The organism is Nesterenkonia sp. Act20, from assembly GCF_019173455.1.
Classification (GTDB): domain Bacteria; phylum Actinomycetota; class Actinomycetes; order Actinomycetales; family Micrococcaceae; genus Nesterenkonia.
The window spans coordinates 1,044,713-1,064,143 of record NZ_JADPQH010000001.1; the positions used below are offsets into that span (position 1 = coordinate 1,044,713).

The window sequence follows — 19,431 nt, forward strand, 5'->3', positions numbered from 1 at the left end:
CGAGTGTCCCGACGATCCACAGAGCACGGTCAGCAGCCTCAGCCTGACGAGAACGGCAAGCCTGAGCGGATGCCCGCTCTGCGCGCGCGCACCACCCAGGCTCGAACGCTGTTCCAGCGCCCGGAGTTTCTCACCGATGTGCTGCAGATCATCAAGACCGTGATCGCCGGCACTCTCGCCTGGTGGATCTCTACGGCGGTGCTGGAATCGGAGCTGGCCTTCCTTGCTCCCTGGACCGCTCTGCTCACGGTTCATGCAACGGTGCACCGTTCACTCTCCCGAGGCATCCAGACGACCATCGCATCCAGCCTCGGTGTCGGTCTCTCCTTTCTCATCGGTTACTTCCTCGGGGTGAGCCTCTGGACGTTTGCGCTCGCTCTGCTGGTCGGCGTCACTGCGGCCCGGATCTCGTGGATCCGTGACGAAGGGGTCGCGATCGCCACCACTGCGATCTTCGTCCTCGGCAGCGGCTTCGATGATCAGGCCCCGCTGCTGAACGACCGCATCCTGGAAGTCGCCATCGGCGTGGCCGCAGGAGTCCTGGTCAACCTGCTGATCCTCCCTCCGCTGCGGGACAAGCAGGCCGGTCGGTACGTAGACAGCGTCAACGAGCGCATGGGAAGCGTCTTGGTCAGCATCTCCGAGGAATTCTCAGACTCCTGGGACACCGACAAGGCAGAGTCGTGGTTCCAGGAGACCGAATCCATGACCCAGGAGCTCAACTCGGCCTGGGCGGTGGTGCGCTTCGCCAGGGAGTCGCGCCGCGCCAATCCCCGTGGGCATCAGGGGAAAACTTCTCTGACGCAGAGCAGCTGGAACGCCGATGAGGCGAGCTACGAGGAGATCCTCGAACGCGCCGACGAGGGAGTCTCGCACCTGCGCCACCTTGCCCGGACTCTGCGCGAGGCCTCGTACTCCGAAGGCGACTGGGACGAGGACTTCCGCGAGCAGTGGACCGAGATCGTCGGCGCGACAGGCCGAGCGATCGCGGATCCAGACCGAGAGGTCGCGCCCCTGCACGAGAGGTTGACCTCCTTGTCTACCCAGCTGTCCGAGGGTCACGGGCTTCCGAGTCAGTCCTGGCCCATGTACGGCTCATTGATCGCCAGCGTGCGTCATATCGTCGTCGTCGTCGATGATGTCGCCTCAGCGCGTGCGGCCCGCGACGGATCATCCGAGAACCCTCAGGTCACCCACTAACGGCGGTGTGCAAGCCGCTCCCCCAGGGCGACGAGGCGATCTGCCGAGGCCGACCAGGAGAACTCAAGGCTGCGCCGTCGTGCCGCGGCGGAGGCTCGGGCGAACTGGGCCGGATCCTCGAGCCTCCGGACCGCGGCGGCGAAGGCCGGGGAATCCTGAGGCGGCACCAGCTGTGCCCCTGCTTCGACCACTGCGGACCCTCCGATCTCGTGAAAGATAGGGAGCTCGGAGAGGACGCACGGTGTGCCGTGGGCCATCGCCTCCACGACCGGGAGGCCGTAGCCCTCTGCGCGGGAGAGCGTGACCAGCGCGGCCGCGCGCTGCAGCAGTCCACGGTAGTCCGGCTCGGAGATGCCGTGATGGAAGACCAGCTGCTCGGGATCCGCGGCGAGCGCGCGCAGTTGGGCCTCACGGTTCGCCGCGATCGGACTGCAGAGGTGAAGCCTGTATTCCGGGAGCCGGTTCAGCCCCGCGATCACGGCTTCGACATTCTTGTACCCCATGAAGGAGCCCATATAGACGAGCTCCCGGCTCGGGGAAGCTTCTGGGTCTCGTGGATGAGCAACCGTCGGCGGGGCGTTCGAGATCAGCTCCACCGGACGGCGGGTGAGGCGGTGCTCGCGGATGAGCCCCCGGGTGGTCTCCGAGACGGTGGCCACCGCGTCGGCCTGGTTGAGCACGAGCCGCTGGGGCAGGTAGCTCCAGTGATAGGCCCGCCACCCGAGCCGCACCGAAGCGGGAAGGTTCCTCGGAGGGGTGGGGTGCTCGTAGTAGATGAGGTCATGCACCGTGAGGATCAGCGGATATGAGCGCCCGATGCCGCCCATGGTCTGCATCGGCGAGAACACCACATCCGGTCGGTGCGGGTTCAGCTGTCTGGCCACCCACGGCTCCCTCGCCGAGGTGGGCGAAGAGATGCGCAGGTGCGGCAGGTCAGGCAACAGGTTCAGCTGCTCCGGGTCATGGATCAGCATCGTGACATCGGCCTTCTGCGCGGCAGCCTCCACAAGGGATGCGGTGAACCGAGAGATGCCGTCGTGGACCCTGGTGCGGGTATACCGGCAGTCGAAGAAGAGCTTCAGCACCCCCTGATTCTGGCACAGCCCCTGAGATCATCTCGGGTGGACAGCTCTGGCATGATGACAGTCATGAGCCAGCCACGTGTCACCGGTGTCAGTCAGGACGAACAGGGTGCGTCCGCACTGCCCAGGACCTCTCGCCAGTATTGGACGGAGGCTGCGCACACCGGCGCGCTGCGTGAGGTCCGCCTCCCGCAGGCCGGCTCCGGGGAGGCGCTCATCGAGACGCTGCACAGCGGGATCTCGCGTGGCACCGAATCGGTCGTGCACCGTGGTGAGGTCCCGGAGAACGTCGCCGCGATCATGCAGGCGCCCTTTCAGCTCGGCCAGCTCCCCTTCCCGGTCTCGCACGGCTACCTCAACGTGGGAGTGGTCCGTCAGGGCAGCGAGGAGCTGCTGGGCCGGACGGTCTTCACCCTTGCCGGCCACCGCGAACATGTGGTCGTGCCGGAGGCGGACTGTCACGTGCTGCCCGAGGACTGCCCTTCCGAACGCGCGGTCTTCGCCGGCGTCGGAGAAGTCGCCCTCAACGCGCTCTGGGAGGCACCCGTGTTGGCGGGCGACCGGGTCGCCGTCGTCGGCGGCGGACTGATCGGTCTGACCACCGCGCTCTTCGCCTCGAAGCTGCCGCTGCAGCGCCTGCAGGTCGTGGAGATCGACGCAGAGCGTCGGGAGTTCATCCGTGAACTCGGTCTGGACGCGGTGGCACCCGAGGACGCCGCCGCGGACAACGACGCGGTGCTCCACAGTTCAGCGAGTTCAGCCGGCCTGGCCACCGCACTGCAGATCGCCGGGGACGACGCCGTGATCGTGGAGCAGTCCTGGTACGGCACGGGAGAGCAGCACATCGCTCTTGGCGCTGACTTTCATGCGCGGCGGCTGCGGATCGTCGCCACCCAGGTCGGCGAGATTCCTGGCTCACGGAGGATGCGCCGGACCCGAGGGCAGCGTCTGGCCACGGCGCTGGAGATGCTGGATCCGCGTTTCGACATGCTGATCAGCGGTCGTTCGTCCCTGGCCGAGCTCCCCGGCGTGATGCAGGACGTCGCCACCGGGGCGCCCTGGACACGCGACCAGATCCTGCACCTCATCGACTACCCGCTGACGGAGAATCACGCCTTCGGCTGACACCTCCATCACGCACCCACCACGACGAATCCTCAAGGAGAACCATGAGCCGCTTCCGCCTGACCGTAGACGATCACATCATGATCGCGCACAGCCTGAACGACCCGTTCTTCGGGCCCGCCCAGAACCTCCACGGCGCGACCCTGAGCATCCAGGCCAGCTTCTTCCGTGACGGCCTGAACGAGTTCGGGGTTGTGATGGACATCGGTGCAGCCTCGGAGCTGCTCGCCAGCACCCTCGAGCCGCTGCGCTATAAGAACCTGGACGAGCTCGCGGAGCTTCAGGACCGGTTCACCACCACCGAGGTGATCATCGAGCACATCGCGCAGAGCCTCGCCGCCGGACTCCCGGCCGAGCACGGGCTCAGCGCGATCGAGGTGGAGGCCGAGGAACATCCCCGTGCCCGAGCCTCCGTGTGGGTTCAGCTTTAGCCGGACCGGCTCGGTAGTATGTCTCAGTGTCCTCGGCTGGCCGGTTCAGGCCGTACGGCGGAGGACACGAGGGGCGTTAGCTCAGTTGGTTAGAGCAGAGGACTCATAATCCTTTTGTCCTGGGTTCAAGTCCCAGACGCCCTACAAACTGCTCCTGAACATCCTCCGTCGTCGGCCGTCATCGCAAGGACTGGCCCGGGGGCGATGAACTAGGGTCGGGTCATGGGACGTCTTCCTGCCATCACCGCCGGGCTCTGCACCGTGATCCTCCTCGCCGGCTGCGCGGACGCAGACCCGGGTGTCGAGTCAGATTCCGACGACGGCGCGGCGAGCCCCTCCGCCTCAGCGGACACAGACCAGAGCTCAGGGTCGGGCTCAGACTCAACCTCAGATGCCGCCTCGCCATCGGACTCTGACTCAAGCGCCGCCTCCGAGGACGGCGAACCCTTCATCGTCGAGGAGCAGGGCAGCTATGACTCGCCCTGGGCGCTGGAGTTCCTCCCCGGAACCGAGCAGATGCTCATCTCCACACGCACCGGCGAGCTCCTGCTCCGCAGCACCGAAGACTCCGCCGAGGCAGCCGAGGCAGCCGAGGCACCCGAGATCAGCGTGGAGGGGCTTCCCGAGGACATCGTCGTCGACGGCCAGGGCGGTCTGGGTGACGTCGTCGTCGCACCTGATTTCGAGGAGAGCCAGCGAGTCTACCTGAGCTGGGTCTCCTCCGGTGAGGGCGGCACAGGCGCCGTCGTCGGTCACGCGCGATTGGTCGCCTCCGGCTCCTCGGCCGAGCTGGAGGACCTCACCGTGATCTGGGAACAGCGTCCGAAGACCTCCGGCTCCGGGCACTTCTCCCATCGGCTGGCCTTCAGCCCCGACGGCGAGCACCTCTTCGTCACCTCCGGGGACCGGCAGCAGATGAGTCCGGCCCAGGATCTCGCCAGCGGGCTCGGCAAGGTCATGCGACTGACTCCTGAGGGTGAGCCCGCGGACGGCAATCCCTTCGCGGACGAGGGCGGCGTCTCGGCGGAGATCTTCACCTGGGGTCACCGCAATCCGCTGGGCATCGACTTCGCCGAAGATGGCGAGCTGTGGATCTCCGAGATGGGTCCAGAGGGTGGCGACGAGCTCAACCTCCTGCAGGCGGGCGAGAACTACGGCTGGCCCGAAGCGTCGAACGGCTCGCAGTACGGCGGGGGTGAGATCCCCGATCACAGCGAGGCCGATGACTTCGCCGCGCCGGCCGCCTCCTGGACGCCGTCCATCTCCCCCGGCAGCCTGATGATCTATCAGGGCGAGCTCTTCTCCGACTGGACCGGCGACGCCTTCTTGGGCGCGCTCTCCGGTCAGGCGCTGCTGCGCGTGGACCTGGAGGGCGACTCAGCCGGCGAAGAGCAGGTCTGGGATATGGGCGCGCGGATCAGGGATGTGGAAGAGGCGCCGGATGGAAGCATCTGGGTCGTCGAAGACGGAGACGGGGCGGGACTGCTGCGCCTGACTCCCCCGGACTAGGCAGCGTCGGCGAAAGTCCGCTCAGCGCAGGATGCTCTACTGGCCGCTGTTCCTGTATTGGTTCTCCACCCAGTCGGCACCGCGGTAAAGCTTCTCGAAGGCATCCATCGTGGTCTTGATGCTGTGCCGGCCCGCCATCTCTCGGCTGCGTTCCCCCATCGCCGCCCGCTCCGACGCATCACGCGAGAGCACACTGACCAGGCGCTCCGCCAGTTCCTGGGCATTGCCGGGTTCGAAGAGATAGCCGTTGACCCCCTGATCGACCAGATGCGGCAGGGCCAGCGCGTCGGCGAGCACCACCGGCAGGCCCGCGGACATCGCCTCCAGGGAGACCAGCGACTGCAGCTCGGCAGTGCCGGGCTGGCAGAAGATATCCGCCTGCAGGTAGGCGAGACGCAGATCCTCCTCCGAGACGTGCCCCCGCATGCGCACCCGATCCCCCAACCCGAGGGCGGCGATCTGCTCGGCCAACACGTCGCGCTGCTCCCCATCGCCGACGATGTCTAGGCCGATGTCCAGCGCCGGGTCTGTCTTTGCGATGGCGTCGATCAGCACATCCACGTTCTTCTCCACTGCGAGCCGCCCGACGAATAGCACCGTCGGCCGCTCGGGACGGGTCAGCACCTCACCGGGCTGCACACGGTAGTGCGCGAGATCGATGCCGTTGGACAGCGGCAGGACGTTCTTGAATCCCGCGCGTTCCATCATGGTGCGGGCCGCCAGTGGCGTAGGGGTTGTCACCACGGCCGCCTTGCCCATGAGCTTGCCCATATCGCGCCAGGAGTTCTTGGCGACGATTCGGCGGAACCAGGCGGGGAACGGCAGGAACGGGTCCAGGTTCTCGGGCATGAAGTGGTTGGTGGCGATGGTGCGCAGACCACGGTCGACCGCGGCGTCGATGGCTGCTTTGCCGATCATGTAGTGGCACTGGACGTGGACGACGTCGGGTTGGAGCTCGTCCATGAGCCGAGCCATAGCCGGCTCGATGAGCCACGGCAGGCAGAGCCGGAGGTACTCGTGGGTCGGCGCCTTGAAGGACCTGAACCGGTGCACGGTGGCTTCCTCGGTGTGCTCGACCATGTCCGGGCCACGCCCGGTGCGGGCTGCCGCGATATGGACCTCGTGGCCGCGGGCTGCCATGTTCTTCGCGAGACGATGGGCGAAGACCGCGGCCCCGTTGACGTCGGGAGGGTAGGTGTCGGCGGCAATCAGGATGCGGAGTTTGGGCTCACTGCGGGGAGCCTCGGCGGGCACATCGTTGACCATCAGGCGGTCGAATCCTCCTCGATGCCCGGCCGGCGTTGTTCGCGTCGCTGCCGCCGCGCCTTGTTCTGGGCTTGTATGAAGTAGTCGGCTGAAGCAATGATATGCATCCCCGAGCCCGCCGCCAGGAGCACCACGGCGATGTCGGGGAACATGCCCTGGTGCAGGCTCGCACCGAGCAGCGCCAACGGCAGACCGATCAGCAGACAGGCGGTGCGAACCTTGCCCAGCAGGGTAATCTCCAGGTCCGGGGGACCCTTGAAGAGCACGTACGTGTTGATGGAGAGGATCACGTCGGGAATGACGATCGCCAACACCACCCACACGGGCGCGATGTCGAAGACCACGAGCGTCGCCGTGACGATGATCAGTGAGAGCCGATCTGCCAGCGGGTCCAACCATCGCCCGACCGTGCTGAGCTGGTCGAAGCGACGCGCGATGTAGCCGTCGATCCAATCGGTGCTTGAGAGTGCCACCAGGACCCAGAAGGCCGTCATGAAGCGATCCTGCGCGACCAGCGCCACGAACACCGGAATGAGCAGGAAGCGCAGCACGGTCACGACATTGGGCGCGGTCCAGAAGCCCTCATGGATGGTGTACTCGAAACCCTCTCGGGTCCCGGCACCGATGAATCTCACCTGCGCAGTTTATTTCTTCACAAGCTCGCGAAGGAAGACTGCTCCGGCAGCGGCAGACCCGGCGACGACGGCGAGCGGCTTCCACCGCGCCGCCACGTGTTCTCCGGCCGCGTGCGCGGCGGACTCGTGAGCAGCTGAGTCGGTCGATCCCGGGCTGCGACTCTCTGCCGGGGTTGCAGCGGCCTTCGCCGCACCGCCCGTGCCTGCGCTGCGCTTGGGCTTGGGCTTCTGTCGGCTGGTCTTGTCGCGGCTGGTCTTCTCACGCACCGTCTCGCTGATCTGTCGAGTCCCGGTGGTGATCTGGTCCTGGAGCGAGGCGAGGTGTTCACGGCGCAGTGCAGTCCGGCGCAGCAGCTCGCTGTAGGTCGGCGCCGTGGGCTCGCCGGCGCCGGGGGTCTTAGAGTCCTTCTTGGCCTGCTCGGCGGCCGCCCGCTTGGACTCCTCCTTCTCGCGACGACGCTCGGCGTCCTCGCGGTCCAGACTCTGCGGGTCGAAGCTGGTGCCCTCACGGGCCACACCAAGGTCCAGCCGGAACCCGCGGATGGCGTCCTCAGGAAGCAGCGGCATGGTCTTCTTGAGCTTGAACAGCCCGATCAGCGCGAAGATCAGCGCAATGATCAGGAAGACGCCCGCGACGATCAGCGCGGCGGCCCAGGGCTTGAAGATCAGGGCGAGGGCGGCGATTGCGGCGACGATGAGCGCCACCACGAGGAATGCGAGGAACACCGCTCCGACGATCATGAGCGCAACGGCGATGCCGGCGGCCACGCCCTTGGTCTTCATCTGGCTGATGGCCAGCTGGATCTCGTCATTGATCTGCTTGGGGCCGAGTCGCAGAACGACCTTGATCACATCGAGCAGCGATGTGCGGGGCGCCGTGCCCGTGGTGCGGCCAGTTTCTGGCTGAGACAAGTCAGCGCCTCCATGCTTGTGGGTGACTGGTGAGTTGCTTACAAACTACCACCTATACCATGAGGGATATGGCTGATCAGTACGATTTCGAAGAGCTCTACGCCAATACCTATACGGCTGCTGACCAGCTGGCGCACGAGTCTGAGCCGGCATCGAAGAAACGTTTTGTGCCAGCTTGGGCCCTGACACTTTTCCTCGGCCCCACCGGCGCCCATCGGTGGTATCTGACCCGGCGCGTCTCGGCGCTGCTCATGCTGCTGACCACCCTGGCCGGCGTCGTCCTTCTGGTCGCGGCGCAGCAGACTCTGGGGCTGCTCTGCATGACCGTGGTGTTCGTCTGGACCTTGATCGATCTGATCATGCTGCTCACCGGGTCGATGCGTGACAGGGAGGACCTCCGGCTGGCAGGCCACCGTGAGCGGGCCGGGCTCTGCGCCGCCATCACGGTGATCCTGCTGGCCCTGGTGCTGATGATCTCCCTGATGATCGGCACCAGCGCCGGGGTCACCGGTTGAGCGAGCCGCGACACGGTGACCTCCACCAGCGGCGGGGTGATCTCCGCCGGGGTCGATGATCTCAGTCGGGGTCGATCTGCCCGACCGGAGTGCGCTTCTCCGCCTGGAACTGGTCCTCGATGCGCCCGTGGGCCCAGTATGCCGAGAGTGACATCCCCTTACGCGGCAGGCCCTTGTCCTCGACCAGCAGGCGACGGATCCGCTTGGTCTGCTCACGCTCGCCGTGGACGAAGACCTGCACATCACCCTCGGGGATGCTCAGCGATTCGAGGTAGTCCGCGAGCATGGTCGTCTCCGGGCTGAAATCGGCTTCGCGGTGCAGCCACACCAGGTCCATGCCTGCCGGCACGGTCAAGGGCTGACGCTCCGATTCATCCCGGACCTCGACGACGGCGACTCCACGCGCGTCCTCGTCCATGGACTCCAGGGCGGAGGCGATCGCGGGAAGGGCGGCCTCGTCCCCGGCGAGCAGGTGCCAGTCGGCCTCGCCTCGCGGCGCGTAGGCGCTGCCGGGACCGAAGAAGCTGAGCAGGTCTCCCGGCTGCGCGTTCTGCGCCCAGACTCCGGCGAGACCTTCATCGCCGTGGACCACGAAGTCCACCCAGATCTGCGAGTTCAGGTGATCCACGTGGCGGATCGTATAGGTGCGCGTGACCGGCATCAGCTCGCTGGGCAGCTGCTCGCGCAGCGCCTCCATGTCGAAGGGGCGGCTCAGGTCCACGTCCTGCTGCGCGCCAGCATCCTCGTGGAGGGCGTCCGGCAGGAACAGCAGCTTGATGTATTGGTCCGTCGCTGGAGAATCTCCCACCGATTTGAACTCGATGGCATCAAAGCCGGGGCCGCCGAAGATCACCCGGATCATATGCGGGCTGAGCTGCTTCTTGGTCTCGACGCGGAGCACATGCTGCACGCGTGGTTTCTTCGTCTTGGACACCAGCGCACTCTAATCCACTCTTCGAGCTCAGGTCAGGTTCCCCTCAGCCGGAGGCTGGACTATTACGCAAGCATGTTCTGCCCGATTGACGCGCGCACCCGGTCACCCTTCCAGTTCGGCGTCGAAAAAAGTTGAGTGCACCATGCTCAACTTTGGAATATACTCAGAGCAGGTTCCGTTGGAATCGATGCCGCAAGGCATGAAACGTACCCGTTGAGCAATGAGTTGAAGGAGCTGATTGCTGTGATGAACACCTCTCTGACCCGCCTGGATCCGTTCACCCTCATCGATGACGTGTTCCGCACCATGCGCACCCCGGCAATGGACGCGACGCAGCGTCAATCCGGCTTCGTTCCACCGGTAGACGCCCACAGGGACGGCGAAGATTTGGTGCTGAGCGCCGATCTTCCGGGCATCGATCCGGACAAGGACGTCTCTGTCGAACTGACCGGACGCACCTTGACGGTCTCCGGCGAGCGCCGCAGCCAGACCGAGGCCGATGGGCTGCGCGAGGTCCGCTACGGGTCCTTCTCCCGCACGATCACCCTGCCGAGCGAGGTCTCCGGTGACGCCATCACCGCGAACTACGAGTCCGGGGTGCTGAAGGTCCGGGTGGCCGGGGTCTACGCCGCTGAACAGCCGCGCAAGATCCAGGTCTCCTCCACCGAGCGCCAGCAGGTGATCGATTCCTGACCCGCCGCCACCACCACCACCGCTGAGGGGCGGATTCTCCGACTAGTTTGGCCCGATAACGGGGTCAGATACCCGGAGATTCCGCCCCTCAACGTAGGGGGTCGGCTTAGAAGACGATCGTGGTGCTGCCGTTGCGGATCACACGATCCTCGCAGTGCCACTTCACCGCACGGGAGAGCACAGCGCGCTCGACGTCGGCGCCGAAGCGGGTGAGCTGGGCGACGTCGTCGCTGTGGGAAACCCGGATGACGTCCTGCTCGATGATCGGGCCCTCATCGAGATCACGGGTCACATAGTGCGCAGTCGCGCCGATGAGCTTCACGCCCCGGTCCTTGGCCTTCTGGTACGGGCCCGCACCGATGAAGGCCGGCAGGAAGCTGTGGTGGATGTTGATCACCGGGGCGCCGACCTCCTCCAGGAAGTTCTCTGAAATGATCTGCATGTAACGCGCCAGGACGATCATGTCCACATTCCCGCGCAGCAGCTCCAGGTGCCTGGCCTCGGCGGCGGCCTTGTCCCCGTCGACGATGGGCACGTGGAAATACGGGATGCCGAAGGGCCGCACATCCTCGGCGAGGTCAGCGTGATTCGAGATGACCATTGCGATGTCCATCGGAATCTCGCCGCGGCGGTGGCGCCAGAGCAGGTCCAGCAGGCAGTGATCAGTCTTAGACGCGAAGATCGCCACCCGCTTGGGCTGATCTGCGGCGGTGAGCGAGAAGTCCATGGAGAAGCGATCGGCAAGCTTCGTCTGGACCGCCTGCTCCACATCGGGCTTGGCGGCGGCGAGACCCGGCAGATGGAAGACGGTGCGCTGGAAGAAACGCCCCCCTTCCACGCCTGTGGAGTACTGGTCGAGGCTGATGATGTTGCCGCCCATGTCTGCGATGAGCTCTGAGACCGCAGCCACGATTCCTGGCTGATCCGGGCACGAGATGATCAATCGGGCGATGTCATACGGCTGGGTCTCAGGGGTGCTCATCAAGTCTCCGAATCAGGCTCGCCAGGTCAGTGCGGGCAGACGGCGCCGCGCCAAGGACACTATGACACGAAACAGGGCATGAAAAACGCCCCCGCCCAGATGGGCGAGGGCGAATCTGCTCCCCCAGTTGGATTCGAACCAACAACCGCTCGATTAACAGTCGAGTGCTCTGCCGTTGAGCTATGGAGGATTGCGACTGGAAAAGTCTAGCAGGGGTTCCGGGTCGCTGGGAAATCCCGAGGCGGATACGCCGACGGGCGCTGTGACATCATCTCCTCGTGAGCCACGATCCATCAAGCACCCCAGCAAGCACCCCAGCACACATCCTCGCAGGCACTCCGGCAGATGCCTCTGCAGGCACTCCTCCGCGTGCCCCCGCGTCCCAAGCCGCGTTCAGCAGCCTGACCGTCTTCACCGGGTCCGCCTCAGGAACCGACCCGGAGTACACGACAGAAACCAGAGAGCTCGGCTCCGCGCTGGCAGCCGTCGGGATCAGCGTGGTCTATGGCGGCGCCATGGTCGGGCTGATGGGACACCTCGCTGATGCAGCATTGGGGGCCGGCGGCGAGGTGCACGGCGTCATCCCTGAGGTGCTGATGGACCGGGAGGTGGCCCACCAGGGTCTGACGTCGCTGGAGCTGGTCCCAGACATGCACACCCGCAAGTCTCGGATGGCCGAGCTGGGGGACGGATTCATCGCCCTGCCCGGAGGTATGGGAACGCTCGAGGAGTTCTTCGAGGTATGGACCTGGCAGTATCTCGGCCTGCACGCCAAGCCCGTCGGGCTCTACAACGTGAAGGGGTTCTGGGACCCGCTGCTGAGAATGGTCGAGCACATGGTGGCCGAGGGGTTCATGTCCCCCGCGCGCCGCGACGCCCTGGTCATCAGCGCGGATCCGCAGGACCTGATCACTGCGCTTCGCGCCTGGACTCCTGCGATCTGACGGTCAGGAATTCAGCCACCGCCCCAGCACGACGGTGTCCTGATCCGTGTAGCCCAGGCCCCGATAGAACTCCTGGACCTCCGCGTTCTCCTGACGCACCATCAGCATGAGTTTGGGAACGCCGCGAGCGCGCAGCCAGTCCTCCGCCGCGGCCAGCAGACGCTTGCCGATCCCACCACCCTGCAGCGACTTCTCCACCGCGGTGTAGTAGATCCAGCCCCGATGCCCGTCCTGGCCCAGCATCACCGTGCCGAGCAGCCGGTGGCGGGCGTCCACTGCCGCGAGCACCGTGGACTCGGCTCCGGCGAGCGCGCGCCGACAGTCCTCGTGCGGATCGTTCCAGGGTCTGGTCAGGCCGACCTGTTGCCAGAGGACGACGGCGGCGTCCACCAGGTCGTTGGGAAGGTCGATGATCTCGACCGGCCCGTTCAGCGAGTCCTGCTCACTCACGCCGGCGCTACTTCTGCACGGGTCGGATCGAGAGGGTCTCGACCATGGAGGCGTCCTCCATGTCGACCACGGTGCGCGCCGCCTCGGCGATGGCTCGCGGGGAGATGTAGATGCCGCCGTCGTAGTTCTCGTTCCCCATGGATTCCTGCAGGGCCACCTGCATGTCGGTGTCCACGCGGCCGGGGTGGATCGAGGTCACCTTGACGCGCCCGCGCTCCTCTTCACGCAGCGCGTCGGTCATCGCGCGCAGCGCGAACTTGGTGCCGGAGTACATGGAGCTGCCCGGCCCGGCGGTGTACCCGGCCCCGGAGTTGATGCTCAGCACCTGGCCGTAGGACTCGCGCAGCAGCGGAAGTGCGGCACGGGTCAGCTCGGCCACGGCGAAGACGTTGACGGTGAACATCTGTTGGAACTGCGCCGGGGAGGTCTCTGCGACCGTGTTCATCCAGGCCAGTCCGGCGGAGTGGACCAGCACGTCCAGCCGGCTGAGTCCCGCGGCCTCCAGCGCCGGGGCGATCGCGTCGAGGTCCGTGAGATCGACCAGGAACGGCTCCGCGCTTGGCAGGGCCTGCACCACGGCGTTCACAGTCTCCGGGTTGGTGCCGCCGACCAGGATGTGGTGCTCCCGGCCCAGCTCCTCCGCGATGGCCTTGCCGATCCCTCGGGACGCGCCGGTGATCAGCGCGACCGGCCGTGCTGATTTGAAGCTGGAGGACTGGGTGGACGCGGCGACGGGGCTGGACTGTTCGGTCATGGATTCAGCTTAGAGGACGCCGCCCATCAGCCAGCGGTGCAGCGCCTGGTGACAGGCCCGCAGCGCGTCGGCGCTGACGTGTTCGTCGTCGGTGTGCGCCAGCAGCGGGTCGCCGGGGCCGAAGTTCACCGCAGGCACTCCCCTGGCGGAGAACCGGGCCACGTCGGTCCATCCGTACTTGGGCATCGGCTCCCCACCCACCGCGGAGACGAACGCCTTCGCGGCGGGATGATCCAGTCCCGGACGAGCGGCTGCGGAGCTGTCGGTGATCCGCACCTGATCCCGGGTGATGCCCGCACCGGAGAGCACCTCGTAGACGTGGGCGTGGGCCTGCTCCTCGGTCTTGTCCGGGGCGAAGCGATAGTTGATCTCCACCACGGTGGAATCCGGGATGACGTTTCCGGCCACTCCCCCGTGGATCCGCACTGCGTTGAGCCCCTCGCGGTAGTCCAGCCCCTCCACACCGATGGTCTGCGGCGCGTAATCCCGCAGGACGCCCAGCAGCCCGGCGGCATCGTGGATCGCGTTCGTCCCCATCCAGGCGCGGCCGGAGTGCGCGGCGACCCCGGGGATGGTCACCTCGAAGCGACAGGTGCCGTTGCATCCGCCCTCCACTACCCCGTGGGTGGGTTCCAGCAGCACAGCGAAATCAGCATCGAGCAGCTCGGGGACGCTGGCCAGCACCCGGCCGAGTCCGGATCTGCTGGCCTCGACCTCCTCGTGGTCGTAGAAGACCCAGGTGATGTCCCGATCCAGGGATCCCCCGGCGTCCAGGTGAGCCGCGACGTCGTCGGCTAGCTTCAGCTGCACCGCCACTCCGCCCTTCATGTCCGTGGCGCCGCGGCCGTAGAGGACGTCCTCGCCCTGCTCGTCCTCCCAGCGCGGCGGGACCGTCCCGCGGGACCCCTCCGTGGTCGGCAGCGGCACCGTGTCGAGGTGCCCGGCGAGGATGATCCGCTGTCCCGCGCCGGTGTCGGTGCGCGCAATGATGGTGTCGCCGTCGCGGTGCAGGCTCAGGCCGCTGAGCCCGGTCAGGGCGGACTCCACGGCATCGGCCAAGGCCTTTTCGTTTCCAGAGACGGATTCGCAGGCAATGATCGCCTCGGTGAGCACGGCGACGTCGCCGGAGAGCTGGGCACGGATATCCATGTCTCCAGCCTAGGCGGGGAACGCGCGGGGCGGCGCCGTCGGACCCGCGGTCAGCGGGAAAAAGTAGGATGGAGGCCATGAGCACTGAATCCCGAATTGCATCTGGCCATGGTCTTGCCAGCGTGACCGCCGACGGAACTGTCCTGGACACCTGGTTCCCGAACCCCGTTCTGTCCCCGCTGAGCGAGAACGACGACGCCGCACTCACCGCCGCCCTGCAGGCCGCCACTGGCGAGGACGCTGACCGCGGGGTGAGAATCCAGCTGGTCTCTGTCGAGTCGGACCTCGATGCTGAGGCGACCTCTGCCTCGGATGTGTGGCTGCGTCTGCACCTGCTCTCGCACCGGCTCGTGAAGCCGCGGACCATCAACCTGGACGGCATCTTCGGCCATCTGAGCAACGTGGTGTGGACGAATTTCGGCCCCTGCGCGGTGGCCGGGTTCGAGACCACGCGGCTGCGCCTGCGCGCCCGCGGCCACGTCAGCGTCTACTCCATCGACAAGTTCCCCCGCCTGGTCGACTATGTGACGCCGTCCGGCGTGCGCATCGGCGACGCCGATCGCGTCCGGCTGGGTGCGCACCTGGCTGAGGGCACCACCGTCATGCACGAGGGCTTCGTGAACTTCAACGCCGGCACGCTGGGCACCTCCATGGTGGAAGGACGCATCTCAGCAGGAGTCGTGGTCGGCGACGGCACCGACATCGGCGGCGGCGCCTCGATCATGGGCACTCTCTCCGGCGGCGGCAAGGAGAAGATCACCCTCGGCGAGCGGGTCCTGCTGGGCGCGAACTCCGGTGTGGGCATCTCGATCGGCGATGACTGCGTGGTCGAGGCAGGCCTCTATGTCACAGCTGGCACGAAGGTCTCGGTGCTCGGCGATGACCGCAGCGTGGAGGACACCGTGAAGGCCTCCGCGCTCAGCGGCGTGCCGAATCTGCTCTTCCGGCGGGATTCGGTCACCGGCGCGGTGCAGGCAGTCCCCCGCAAGGGCCAGAAGGTGGAGCTCAATGCGGCTCTGCACAAGAACTGAGCAGAGAGCACAGAGAGGTCCTGATGAGCCCGCGAGCTGATCCTCCCATCGCCGTCACGCGCAAGGCCCACCGGCGTCGCCGCCGCGCCCGGGCGGTCATGGCGATCACGGTGGTCGCCGCCGTCGTCGCCGCCACCGGATACGGGGCCTGGCAGTTCATCGAGGAGAACGAATACCTCCTCGATGAGCGCTGCCAGGTGACGGTGGGTGAGACCGAGCACCGGCTCACTCCTGCGCAGACCTACTCTGCCGCCCATCTTGCCGCCGGTGCCGCTGATCGGGACATGCCGGTGCAGGCAGCGATCGATGCGCTGGCGATCTCGCTGCAGGAGACGGATCTGGAGAACCGCGCAGATCCTGAGGAGGCGGGCGCCGAGAACGGTGGCGGCGCAGAAGATGCCGGCGCGGAGGAGAGCGGCGAGAACGAGGCCGCCGAGGCGCCGGCGCCGATCCTCTTCGCCGCCGGCGGTGCCCAGTGGGATGCCGTGGACGCTTCGAATCCCACGCCGCGGACCGCGGACGAGTTCTATCAGGAGCTCTCGAACAGCAGCCGCGGGGAGGGCGCCTCGGAGGCGCAGTGGTCCGCTGAGCTGGGTCTGGACGAGGCTGCCGAAGCGCTGAGCCGTCCGCACAACTCCAGCTTCTACCCGCAGCATGGTGAGCTTGCGCGTGCCTTCGCTCGTCCGCTGACCGGCATGCAGCCGTTGGGGATGACCTGCCAGCTCAGCCAGATCGACGTTCCCGGACCCGACGCGGAGGGCCTCAGCCAAGAGCTGCAGGCCACGCTGCCGAACCTGCTCGGCGAGGAGGCCATCGCCGTCGAAGGCTCCGGAGAGAACAGCTCGATGAGCGTGTCGATCGCGGACGTGGGCCCCGACGCAGGGGTCCACGATCCGGTCGATGGAGACTCCGCCGAGCGCGGGGACCCGCTCTGGCTGGTGGCACAGTGGGCGGTGGCGGCGGCAGAGACCTACGGCGTGCAGTCGGTGCACGCGGGAACGCACGAGTGGCAGCGCGACACCGGACGCTGGGAGCGCGTGGATAAGGTCAGCGACGACGCCGTCGAGATCGGCTTCTCCCGCGAGTGAGCGCGGCGCCCCCACACGCGTTGACGCCCCACACGCGTTGACGCCCCACACGCGTTGACGCCCCACACGCGTTGAGCGGCGGAATCTCCGGGTAGTTAGGGCCTAGAAGGCACTCAACTGGTCGGAGAATCCGCCGCTCAACGAAAAGGGGAAGAGGTCAGACTCCTGGGTAGTTGCGCTCGGGCTCGCCGATGTAGATCTGGCGAGGCCGGCCGATCTTGGTGGAGGGATCCTCGATCATCTCGCGCCACTGAGCGATCCAGCCGGGAAGCCGACCGAGCGCGAAGAGCACGGTGAACATCTTCTCCGGGAAGCCCATCGCCTTGTAGATCAGCCCGGTGTAGAAGTCCACGTTCGGGTAGAGCTTGCGCTCGATGAAGTAGTCGTCCTCCAGGGCCTTCTGCTCCAGTCGCTGGGCGATGTCGAAGAGCTCGTCATCGCCGCCGAGCTTGGCGAGCAGGTCATCGGCGAGACCCTTGACCACGCGGGCACGCGGGTCGTAGTTCTTGTACACGCGGTGTCCGAAGCCCATGAGCCGGACGCCGTCCTCCTTGTTCTTAACCTTCTCCATGAAGGCCTCCGGGCTGACGTCGCCGGACTGGATCTGGCGCAGCATCTTCAGCACGGCCTCGTTGGCGCCGCCGTGGGCGGGGCCGTAGAGGGCGTTGATGCCGGCGGAGACCGAGGCGAAGAGGTTCGCCTGCGAGGAGCCGACCAGGCGCACGGTGGAGGTGGAGCAGTTCTGCTCATGGTCCGCGTGCAGGATCAGCAGCGTGTCCAGGGCCTTCACGATGTCCGGGTCCAGCTCGTACTGCTCTGCGGGTACGCCGAAGCAGCCACGCAGGAAGTTCTCGGTGAGCGTGAGGTTGTTGTCCGGGTAGAGCATCGGCTGTCCGATGGACTTCTTATAGGCATAGGACGCGATGGTGGGCACCTTCGCGAGCATCCGGTAGGTCGAGCGCTCCACGTGGTCCTTGTCGAAGGGATCCAGCGAGTCCGGGTAGTAGGTGGACAGCGCGGAGACCGCCGAGGACAGCACCGGCATCGGGTGCGCATCGCGCGGGAATCCGCCGAAGAAGTCACGCAGCTCCTCGTGCAGCAGGGTGTGGCGCCGAGTGACCTGGTCGAAGTCCGTCAGCTGCGTCTGAGTGGGCAGCTCGCCGTAGATCAGCAGGTAGGAGACCTCGAGGAAGCTGGAGTGCTCCGCGAGCTGCTCGATCGGGTATCCGCGGTAGCGCAGAATGCCCTCATCGCCATCGATGTACGTGATCGCGGACTTGGCGTTTGCGGTGTTCATGAACCCGGGGTCATAGGTGACCGCACCGGTGGTCTTCAACAGCGGAGCAATATCGAGGCCGTCGTTGCCCTCGACTGAGGACTGCACGGGAAGTTCCAGATCGCCCCCCTGGTAGCTCAGGCGGGCAGGAGTCTGCTCAGTCATGGGTCTCCTTATCAGACACACTCGGGGGACATCATGACAAACCTACCGTGAGGTCACGGCCGGTTGCCAGTTGTGTCCTGGTTCACGGATTTGGGTGTAACCTACGCCGGTCAACCCATCAGTCGAGCAACTGCAGCGACGATCCGTTCATCCGTGGCGGTCAGCGCCACGCGGATGTAGCCGTTGCCGCGCTCGCCATAGAACACCCCAGGGCCGACGACGATTCCCCGCTCCGCCATGGCGCGCACCAGGGCCCAGGTCTCCTCGGCGGTGGCCCGCGCGGGATCAGTCGTCGCGGAGCGGCACCACAGGTACAGCCCGGCGTGGGAGTCTTCGATCTGCAGCCCGGCGGCCTGCAGTGCCGGCACCATCAGTTCTCGACGCCGACGGTAGACCTCGCGCTGAGCATTCACGTGGGCGTCGTCGTCCAGTGCGGCGGCCAAAGCGGCCTGGATCGGGGCCGGAACGATCATGCCGGCGTGTTTGCGAGTGTTGACCAGACCGGCGATCAGCTCCGGGCAGCCGGCGGCGAACGCTGCTCGGTACCCGGCGAGGTTCGACTGCTTGGAGGCGGAGTAGACCGCGAGCAGCCCGCGGTGATCGCTGGCACCGGTCTCGGGATCCGTGCCGCAGACCCGGGGGTCCAGGATCGAGGGGACGTCGTCCCCCTCCACCTCCCAGGGAAGTTCGGCGTAACACTCGTCGGAGGCCACCACGGCACCGATCCGTCGTGCCAGGGCTACCACCGAGCGCATCCACTCGAGACTGGCGACCGCGCCGGTGGGGTTCGACGGAGAGTTGATCCAGATCAGCTTGACCCGCTGTAGCGTCTCCTCGTCGAGGCTGAACGGGTCATCGGTGGCGATCGGCGTCGCCCCGGCGATCTGTGCGCCGATGTCATAGGTGGGATAGGCGACCAGCGGGCGCAGCACGACGTCGGCGGCTCCAGCTCCAGCTCTGGCGCCGAGTCCGAGAAGGGTGGGAAGCCACGCCACAAGCTCCTTGGATCCCACCGTGGGCAGGACGTGCTCGGGGTCGAGATCCGGCACCCGGCGACGGCGGGCGAACCACCCGGAGATGGACTCGCGCAGCGCGAGCGTGCCGTGGGTCGTGGGATAGCCCGGTGCATCCGCAGCCCCGGCGAGGGCCTGCCGGATGACCTCGGGCGTGGGGTCCACCGGCGTGCCGATGGAGAGGTTCACGGCACCGTCGGGGTGAGCCCGGGCCTGCTCCAGATAGGGAGCCATCGCGTCCCAGGGATACTCAGGAAGAGTGAGCATGGCTTCCTTC

20 protein-coding genes and 2 tRNA genes are annotated in these 19,431 nt (G+C 66.5%); 10 read left to right on the top strand and 12 right to left on the bottom strand.

The window, feature by feature from the left end; translation table 11 throughout:
* Positions 1–3 precede the first annotated feature (3 nt).
* Positions 4–1,200 (top strand): aromatic acid exporter family protein, encoded by a 1,197-nt coding sequence (locus IY716_RS04835; protein ID WP_369699590.1) that lies wholly within the window; start codon positions 4–6, stop codon positions 1,198–1,200.
* Here IY716_RS04835 and IY716_RS04840 read toward each other — a convergent pair.
* Positions 1,197–2,282 carry a glycosyltransferase gene (locus tag IY716_RS04840; protein ID WP_218221404.1) on the bottom strand — a complete coding sequence of 362 codons (1,086 nt, stop codon included), beginning with the start codon at positions 2,280–2,282 and terminating at the stop codon, positions 1,197–1,199. The genes IY716_RS04835 and IY716_RS04840 overlap by 4 nt on opposite strands.
* A 66-nt stretch (positions 2,283–2,348) precedes the next feature.
* On the opposite strand from IY716_RS04840, the gene IY716_RS04845 reads away from it, so the two are divergent.
* The 4 genes from IY716_RS04845 to IY716_RS04860 all read left to right on the top strand — a co-directional run bounded on the left by IY716_RS04845 (position 2,349) and on the right by IY716_RS04860 (position 5,347).
* On the top strand, positions 2,349–3,407 hold the full coding sequence (locus IY716_RS04845; RefSeq protein ID WP_218220451.1) for a zinc-binding alcohol dehydrogenase: 1,059 nt from the start codon (positions 2,349–2,351) through the stop codon (positions 3,405–3,407).
* Between the two features lie 44 nt (positions 3,408–3,451).
* Positions 3,452–3,838, top strand: coding sequence for a 6-carboxytetrahydropterin synthase (locus tag IY716_RS04850; RefSeq protein WP_218220452.1), 387 nt, complete (start codon positions 3,452–3,454; stop codon positions 3,836–3,838).
* 70 nt (positions 3,839–3,908) lie between these two features.
* Positions 3,909–3,982 (top strand) — tRNA-Ile (locus IY716_RS04855).
* Between the two features lie 78 nt (positions 3,983–4,060).
* Positions 4,061–5,347, top strand: a complete 1,287-nt coding sequence (locus IY716_RS04860) for a PQQ-dependent sugar dehydrogenase (protein WP_218220453.1) — start codon at positions 4,061–4,063, stop codon at positions 5,345–5,347.
* A 36-nt stretch (positions 5,348–5,383) separates the two neighbouring features.
* Here the strand turns inward: IY716_RS04860 and IY716_RS04865 are convergent, their stop codons facing one another.
* Genes IY716_RS04865 through IY716_RS04875 form a run of 3 tightly spaced genes read right to left on the bottom strand, consistent with a single transcriptional unit; the run spans position 5,384 to position 8,160 of the window.
* On the bottom strand, positions 5,384–6,613 hold the full coding sequence (locus IY716_RS04865) for a glycosyltransferase (RefSeq protein WP_218220454.1): 1,230 nt from the start codon (positions 6,611–6,613) through the stop codon (positions 5,384–5,386).
* Entirely contained in the window at positions 6,613–7,248 is a 636-nt protein-coding gene (locus IY716_RS04870) for a CDP-alcohol phosphatidyltransferase family protein (RefSeq protein WP_218220455.1), read from the bottom strand. The genes IY716_RS04865 and IY716_RS04870 overlap by 1 nt, the downstream gene beginning before the upstream one ends.
* Before the next feature lie 9 nt (positions 7,249–7,257).
* Positions 7,258–8,160, bottom strand: coding sequence for a phage holin family protein (locus tag IY716_RS04875; protein WP_218220456.1), 903 nt, complete (start codon positions 8,158–8,160; stop codon positions 7,258–7,260).
* Positions 8,161–8,228: 68 nt separating this feature from the next.
* On the opposite strand from IY716_RS04875, the gene IY716_RS04880 reads away from it, so the two are divergent.
* On the top strand, positions 8,229–8,675 hold the full coding sequence (locus IY716_RS04880; RefSeq protein WP_218220457.1) for an NINE protein: 447 nt from the start codon (positions 8,229–8,231) through the stop codon (positions 8,673–8,675).
* A gap of 61 nt (positions 8,676–8,736) precedes the next feature.
* On the opposite strand, the gene IY716_RS04885 is transcribed toward IY716_RS04880, so the two are convergent.
* Entirely contained in the window at positions 8,737–9,609 is an 873-nt protein-coding gene (locus IY716_RS04885; RefSeq protein WP_369699591.1) for a siderophore-interacting protein, read from the bottom strand.
* A gap of 246 nt (positions 9,610–9,855) precedes the next feature.
* On the opposite strand from IY716_RS04885, the gene IY716_RS04890 reads away from it, so the two are divergent.
* Positions 9,856–10,302: an Hsp20/alpha crystallin family protein gene (locus IY716_RS04890; RefSeq protein ID WP_218220458.1), complete on the top strand. Its 447-nt coding sequence runs from the start codon at positions 9,856–9,858 to the stop codon at positions 10,300–10,302.
* 106 nt (positions 10,303–10,408) lie between these two features.
* On the opposite strand, the gene purU is transcribed toward IY716_RS04890, so the two are convergent.
* Together purU and IY716_RS04900 are read right to left on the bottom strand one after the other, a co-directional pair.
* Positions 10,409–11,284, bottom strand: a complete 876-nt coding sequence (purU, locus tag IY716_RS04895) for a formyltetrahydrofolate deformylase (protein WP_218220459.1) — start codon at positions 11,282–11,284, stop codon at positions 10,409–10,411.
* A 118-nt stretch (positions 11,285–11,402) separates the two neighbouring features.
* A tRNA-Asn gene (locus IY716_RS04900) sits at positions 11,403–11,474 on the bottom strand.
* A gap of 88 nt (positions 11,475–11,562) precedes the next feature.
* Between IY716_RS04900 and IY716_RS04905 the strand changes: the two genes are divergently transcribed.
* Positions 11,563–12,228 carry a TIGR00730 family Rossman fold protein gene (locus IY716_RS04905; protein WP_369699592.1) on the top strand — a complete coding sequence of 222 codons (666 nt, stop codon included), beginning with the start codon at positions 11,563–11,565 and terminating at the stop codon, positions 12,226–12,228.
* A 3-nt stretch (positions 12,229–12,231) separates the two neighbouring features.
* Here the strand turns inward: IY716_RS04905 and IY716_RS04910 are convergent, their stop codons facing one another.
* The 3 genes from IY716_RS04910 to dapE are packed head-to-tail and all read right to left on the bottom strand — an operon-like array spanning position 12,232 to position 14,581.
* On the bottom strand, positions 12,232–12,678 hold the full coding sequence (locus IY716_RS04910) for a GNAT family acetyltransferase (RefSeq protein ID WP_369699593.1): 447 nt from the start codon (positions 12,676–12,678) through the stop codon (positions 12,232–12,234).
* A gap of 7 nt (positions 12,679–12,685) precedes the next feature.
* Positions 12,686–13,432, bottom strand: coding sequence for an SDR family oxidoreductase (locus tag IY716_RS04915; RefSeq protein WP_218220460.1), 747 nt, complete (start codon positions 13,430–13,432; stop codon positions 12,686–12,688).
* 9 nt (positions 13,433–13,441) lie between these two features.
* Entirely contained in the window at positions 13,442–14,581 is a 1,140-nt protein-coding gene (gene dapE, locus IY716_RS04920; RefSeq protein ID WP_218220461.1) for a succinyl-diaminopimelate desuccinylase, read from the bottom strand.
* A 77-nt stretch (positions 14,582–14,658) separates the two neighbouring features.
* Between dapE and dapD the strand changes: the two genes are divergently transcribed.
* Positions 14,659–15,612 (top strand): 2,3,4,5-tetrahydropyridine-2,6-dicarboxylate N-succinyltransferase, encoded by a 954-nt coding sequence (gene dapD / locus IY716_RS04925; protein ID WP_218220462.1) that lies wholly within the window; start codon positions 14,659–14,661, stop codon positions 15,610–15,612.
* Positions 15,613–15,635: 23 nt separating this feature from the next.
* On the top strand, positions 15,636–16,700 hold the full coding sequence (locus IY716_RS04930) for a hypothetical protein (RefSeq protein ID WP_218220463.1): 1,065 nt from the start codon (positions 15,636–15,638) through the stop codon (positions 16,698–16,700).
* A gap of 157 nt (positions 16,701–16,857) precedes the next feature.
* Here the strand turns inward: IY716_RS04930 and IY716_RS04935 are convergent, their stop codons facing one another.
* Together IY716_RS04935 and dapC are read right to left on the bottom strand one after the other, a co-directional pair.
* A complete protein-coding gene (locus IY716_RS04935; RefSeq protein WP_192590976.1) occupies positions 16,858–18,141 on the bottom strand; it encodes a citrate synthase in 1,284 nt (427 codons plus the stop codon).
* A gap of 110 nt (positions 18,142–18,251) precedes the next feature.
* Positions 18,252–19,421, bottom strand: coding sequence for a succinyldiaminopimelate transaminase (gene dapC / locus IY716_RS04940; protein ID WP_218220464.1), 1,170 nt, complete (start codon positions 19,419–19,421; stop codon positions 18,252–18,254).
* Positions 19,422–19,431 lie beyond the last annotated feature (10 nt).

Bases quoted from the DNA above. Each gene is read 5' to 3' on its own strand.
- IY716_RS04845 (WP_218220451.1), top strand. From the start codon at position 2,349: ATGAGCCAGCCACGTGTCACCGGTGTCAGTCAGGACGAACAGGGTGCG.
- IY716_RS04850 (WP_218220452.1), top strand. From the start codon at position 3,452: ATGAGCCGCTTCCGCCTGACCGTAGACGATCACATCATGATCGCGCAC.
- IY716_RS04860 (WP_218220453.1), top strand. From the start codon at position 4,061: ATGGGACGTCTTCCTGCCATCACCGCCGGGCTCTGCACCGTGATCCTC.
- IY716_RS04865 (WP_218220454.1), bottom strand. From the start codon at position 6,613: ATGGTCAACGATGTGCCCGCCGAGGCTCCCCGCAGTGAGCCCAAACTC.
- IY716_RS04880 (WP_218220457.1), top strand. From the start codon at position 8,229: ATGGCTGATCAGTACGATTTCGAAGAGCTCTACGCCAATACCTATACG.
- IY716_RS04890 (WP_218220458.1), top strand. From the start codon at position 9,856: ATGAACACCTCTCTGACCCGCCTGGATCCGTTCACCCTCATCGATGAC.
- purU (WP_218220459.1), bottom strand. From the start codon at position 11,284: ATGAGCACCCCTGAGACCCAGCCGTATGACATCGCCCGATTGATCATC.
- IY716_RS04915 (WP_218220460.1), bottom strand. From the start codon at position 13,432: ATGACCGAACAGTCCAGCCCCGTCGCCGCGTCCACCCAGTCCTCCAGC.
- dapE (WP_218220461.1), bottom strand. From the start codon at position 14,581: ATGGATATCCGTGCCCAGCTCTCCGGCGACGTCGCCGTGCTCACCGAG.
- dapD (WP_218220462.1), top strand. From the start codon at position 14,659: ATGAGCACTGAATCCCGAATTGCATCTGGCCATGGTCTTGCCAGCGTG.
- IY716_RS04930 (WP_218220463.1), top strand. From the start codon at position 15,636: ATGAGCCCGCGAGCTGATCCTCCCATCGCCGTCACGCGCAAGGCCCAC.
- IY716_RS04935 (WP_192590976.1), bottom strand. From the start codon at position 18,141: ATGACTGAGCAGACTCCTGCCCGCCTGAGCTACCAGGGGGGCGATCTG.
- dapC (WP_218220464.1), bottom strand. From the start codon at position 19,421: ATGCTCACTCTTCCTGAGTATCCCTGGGACGCGATGGCTCCCTATCTG.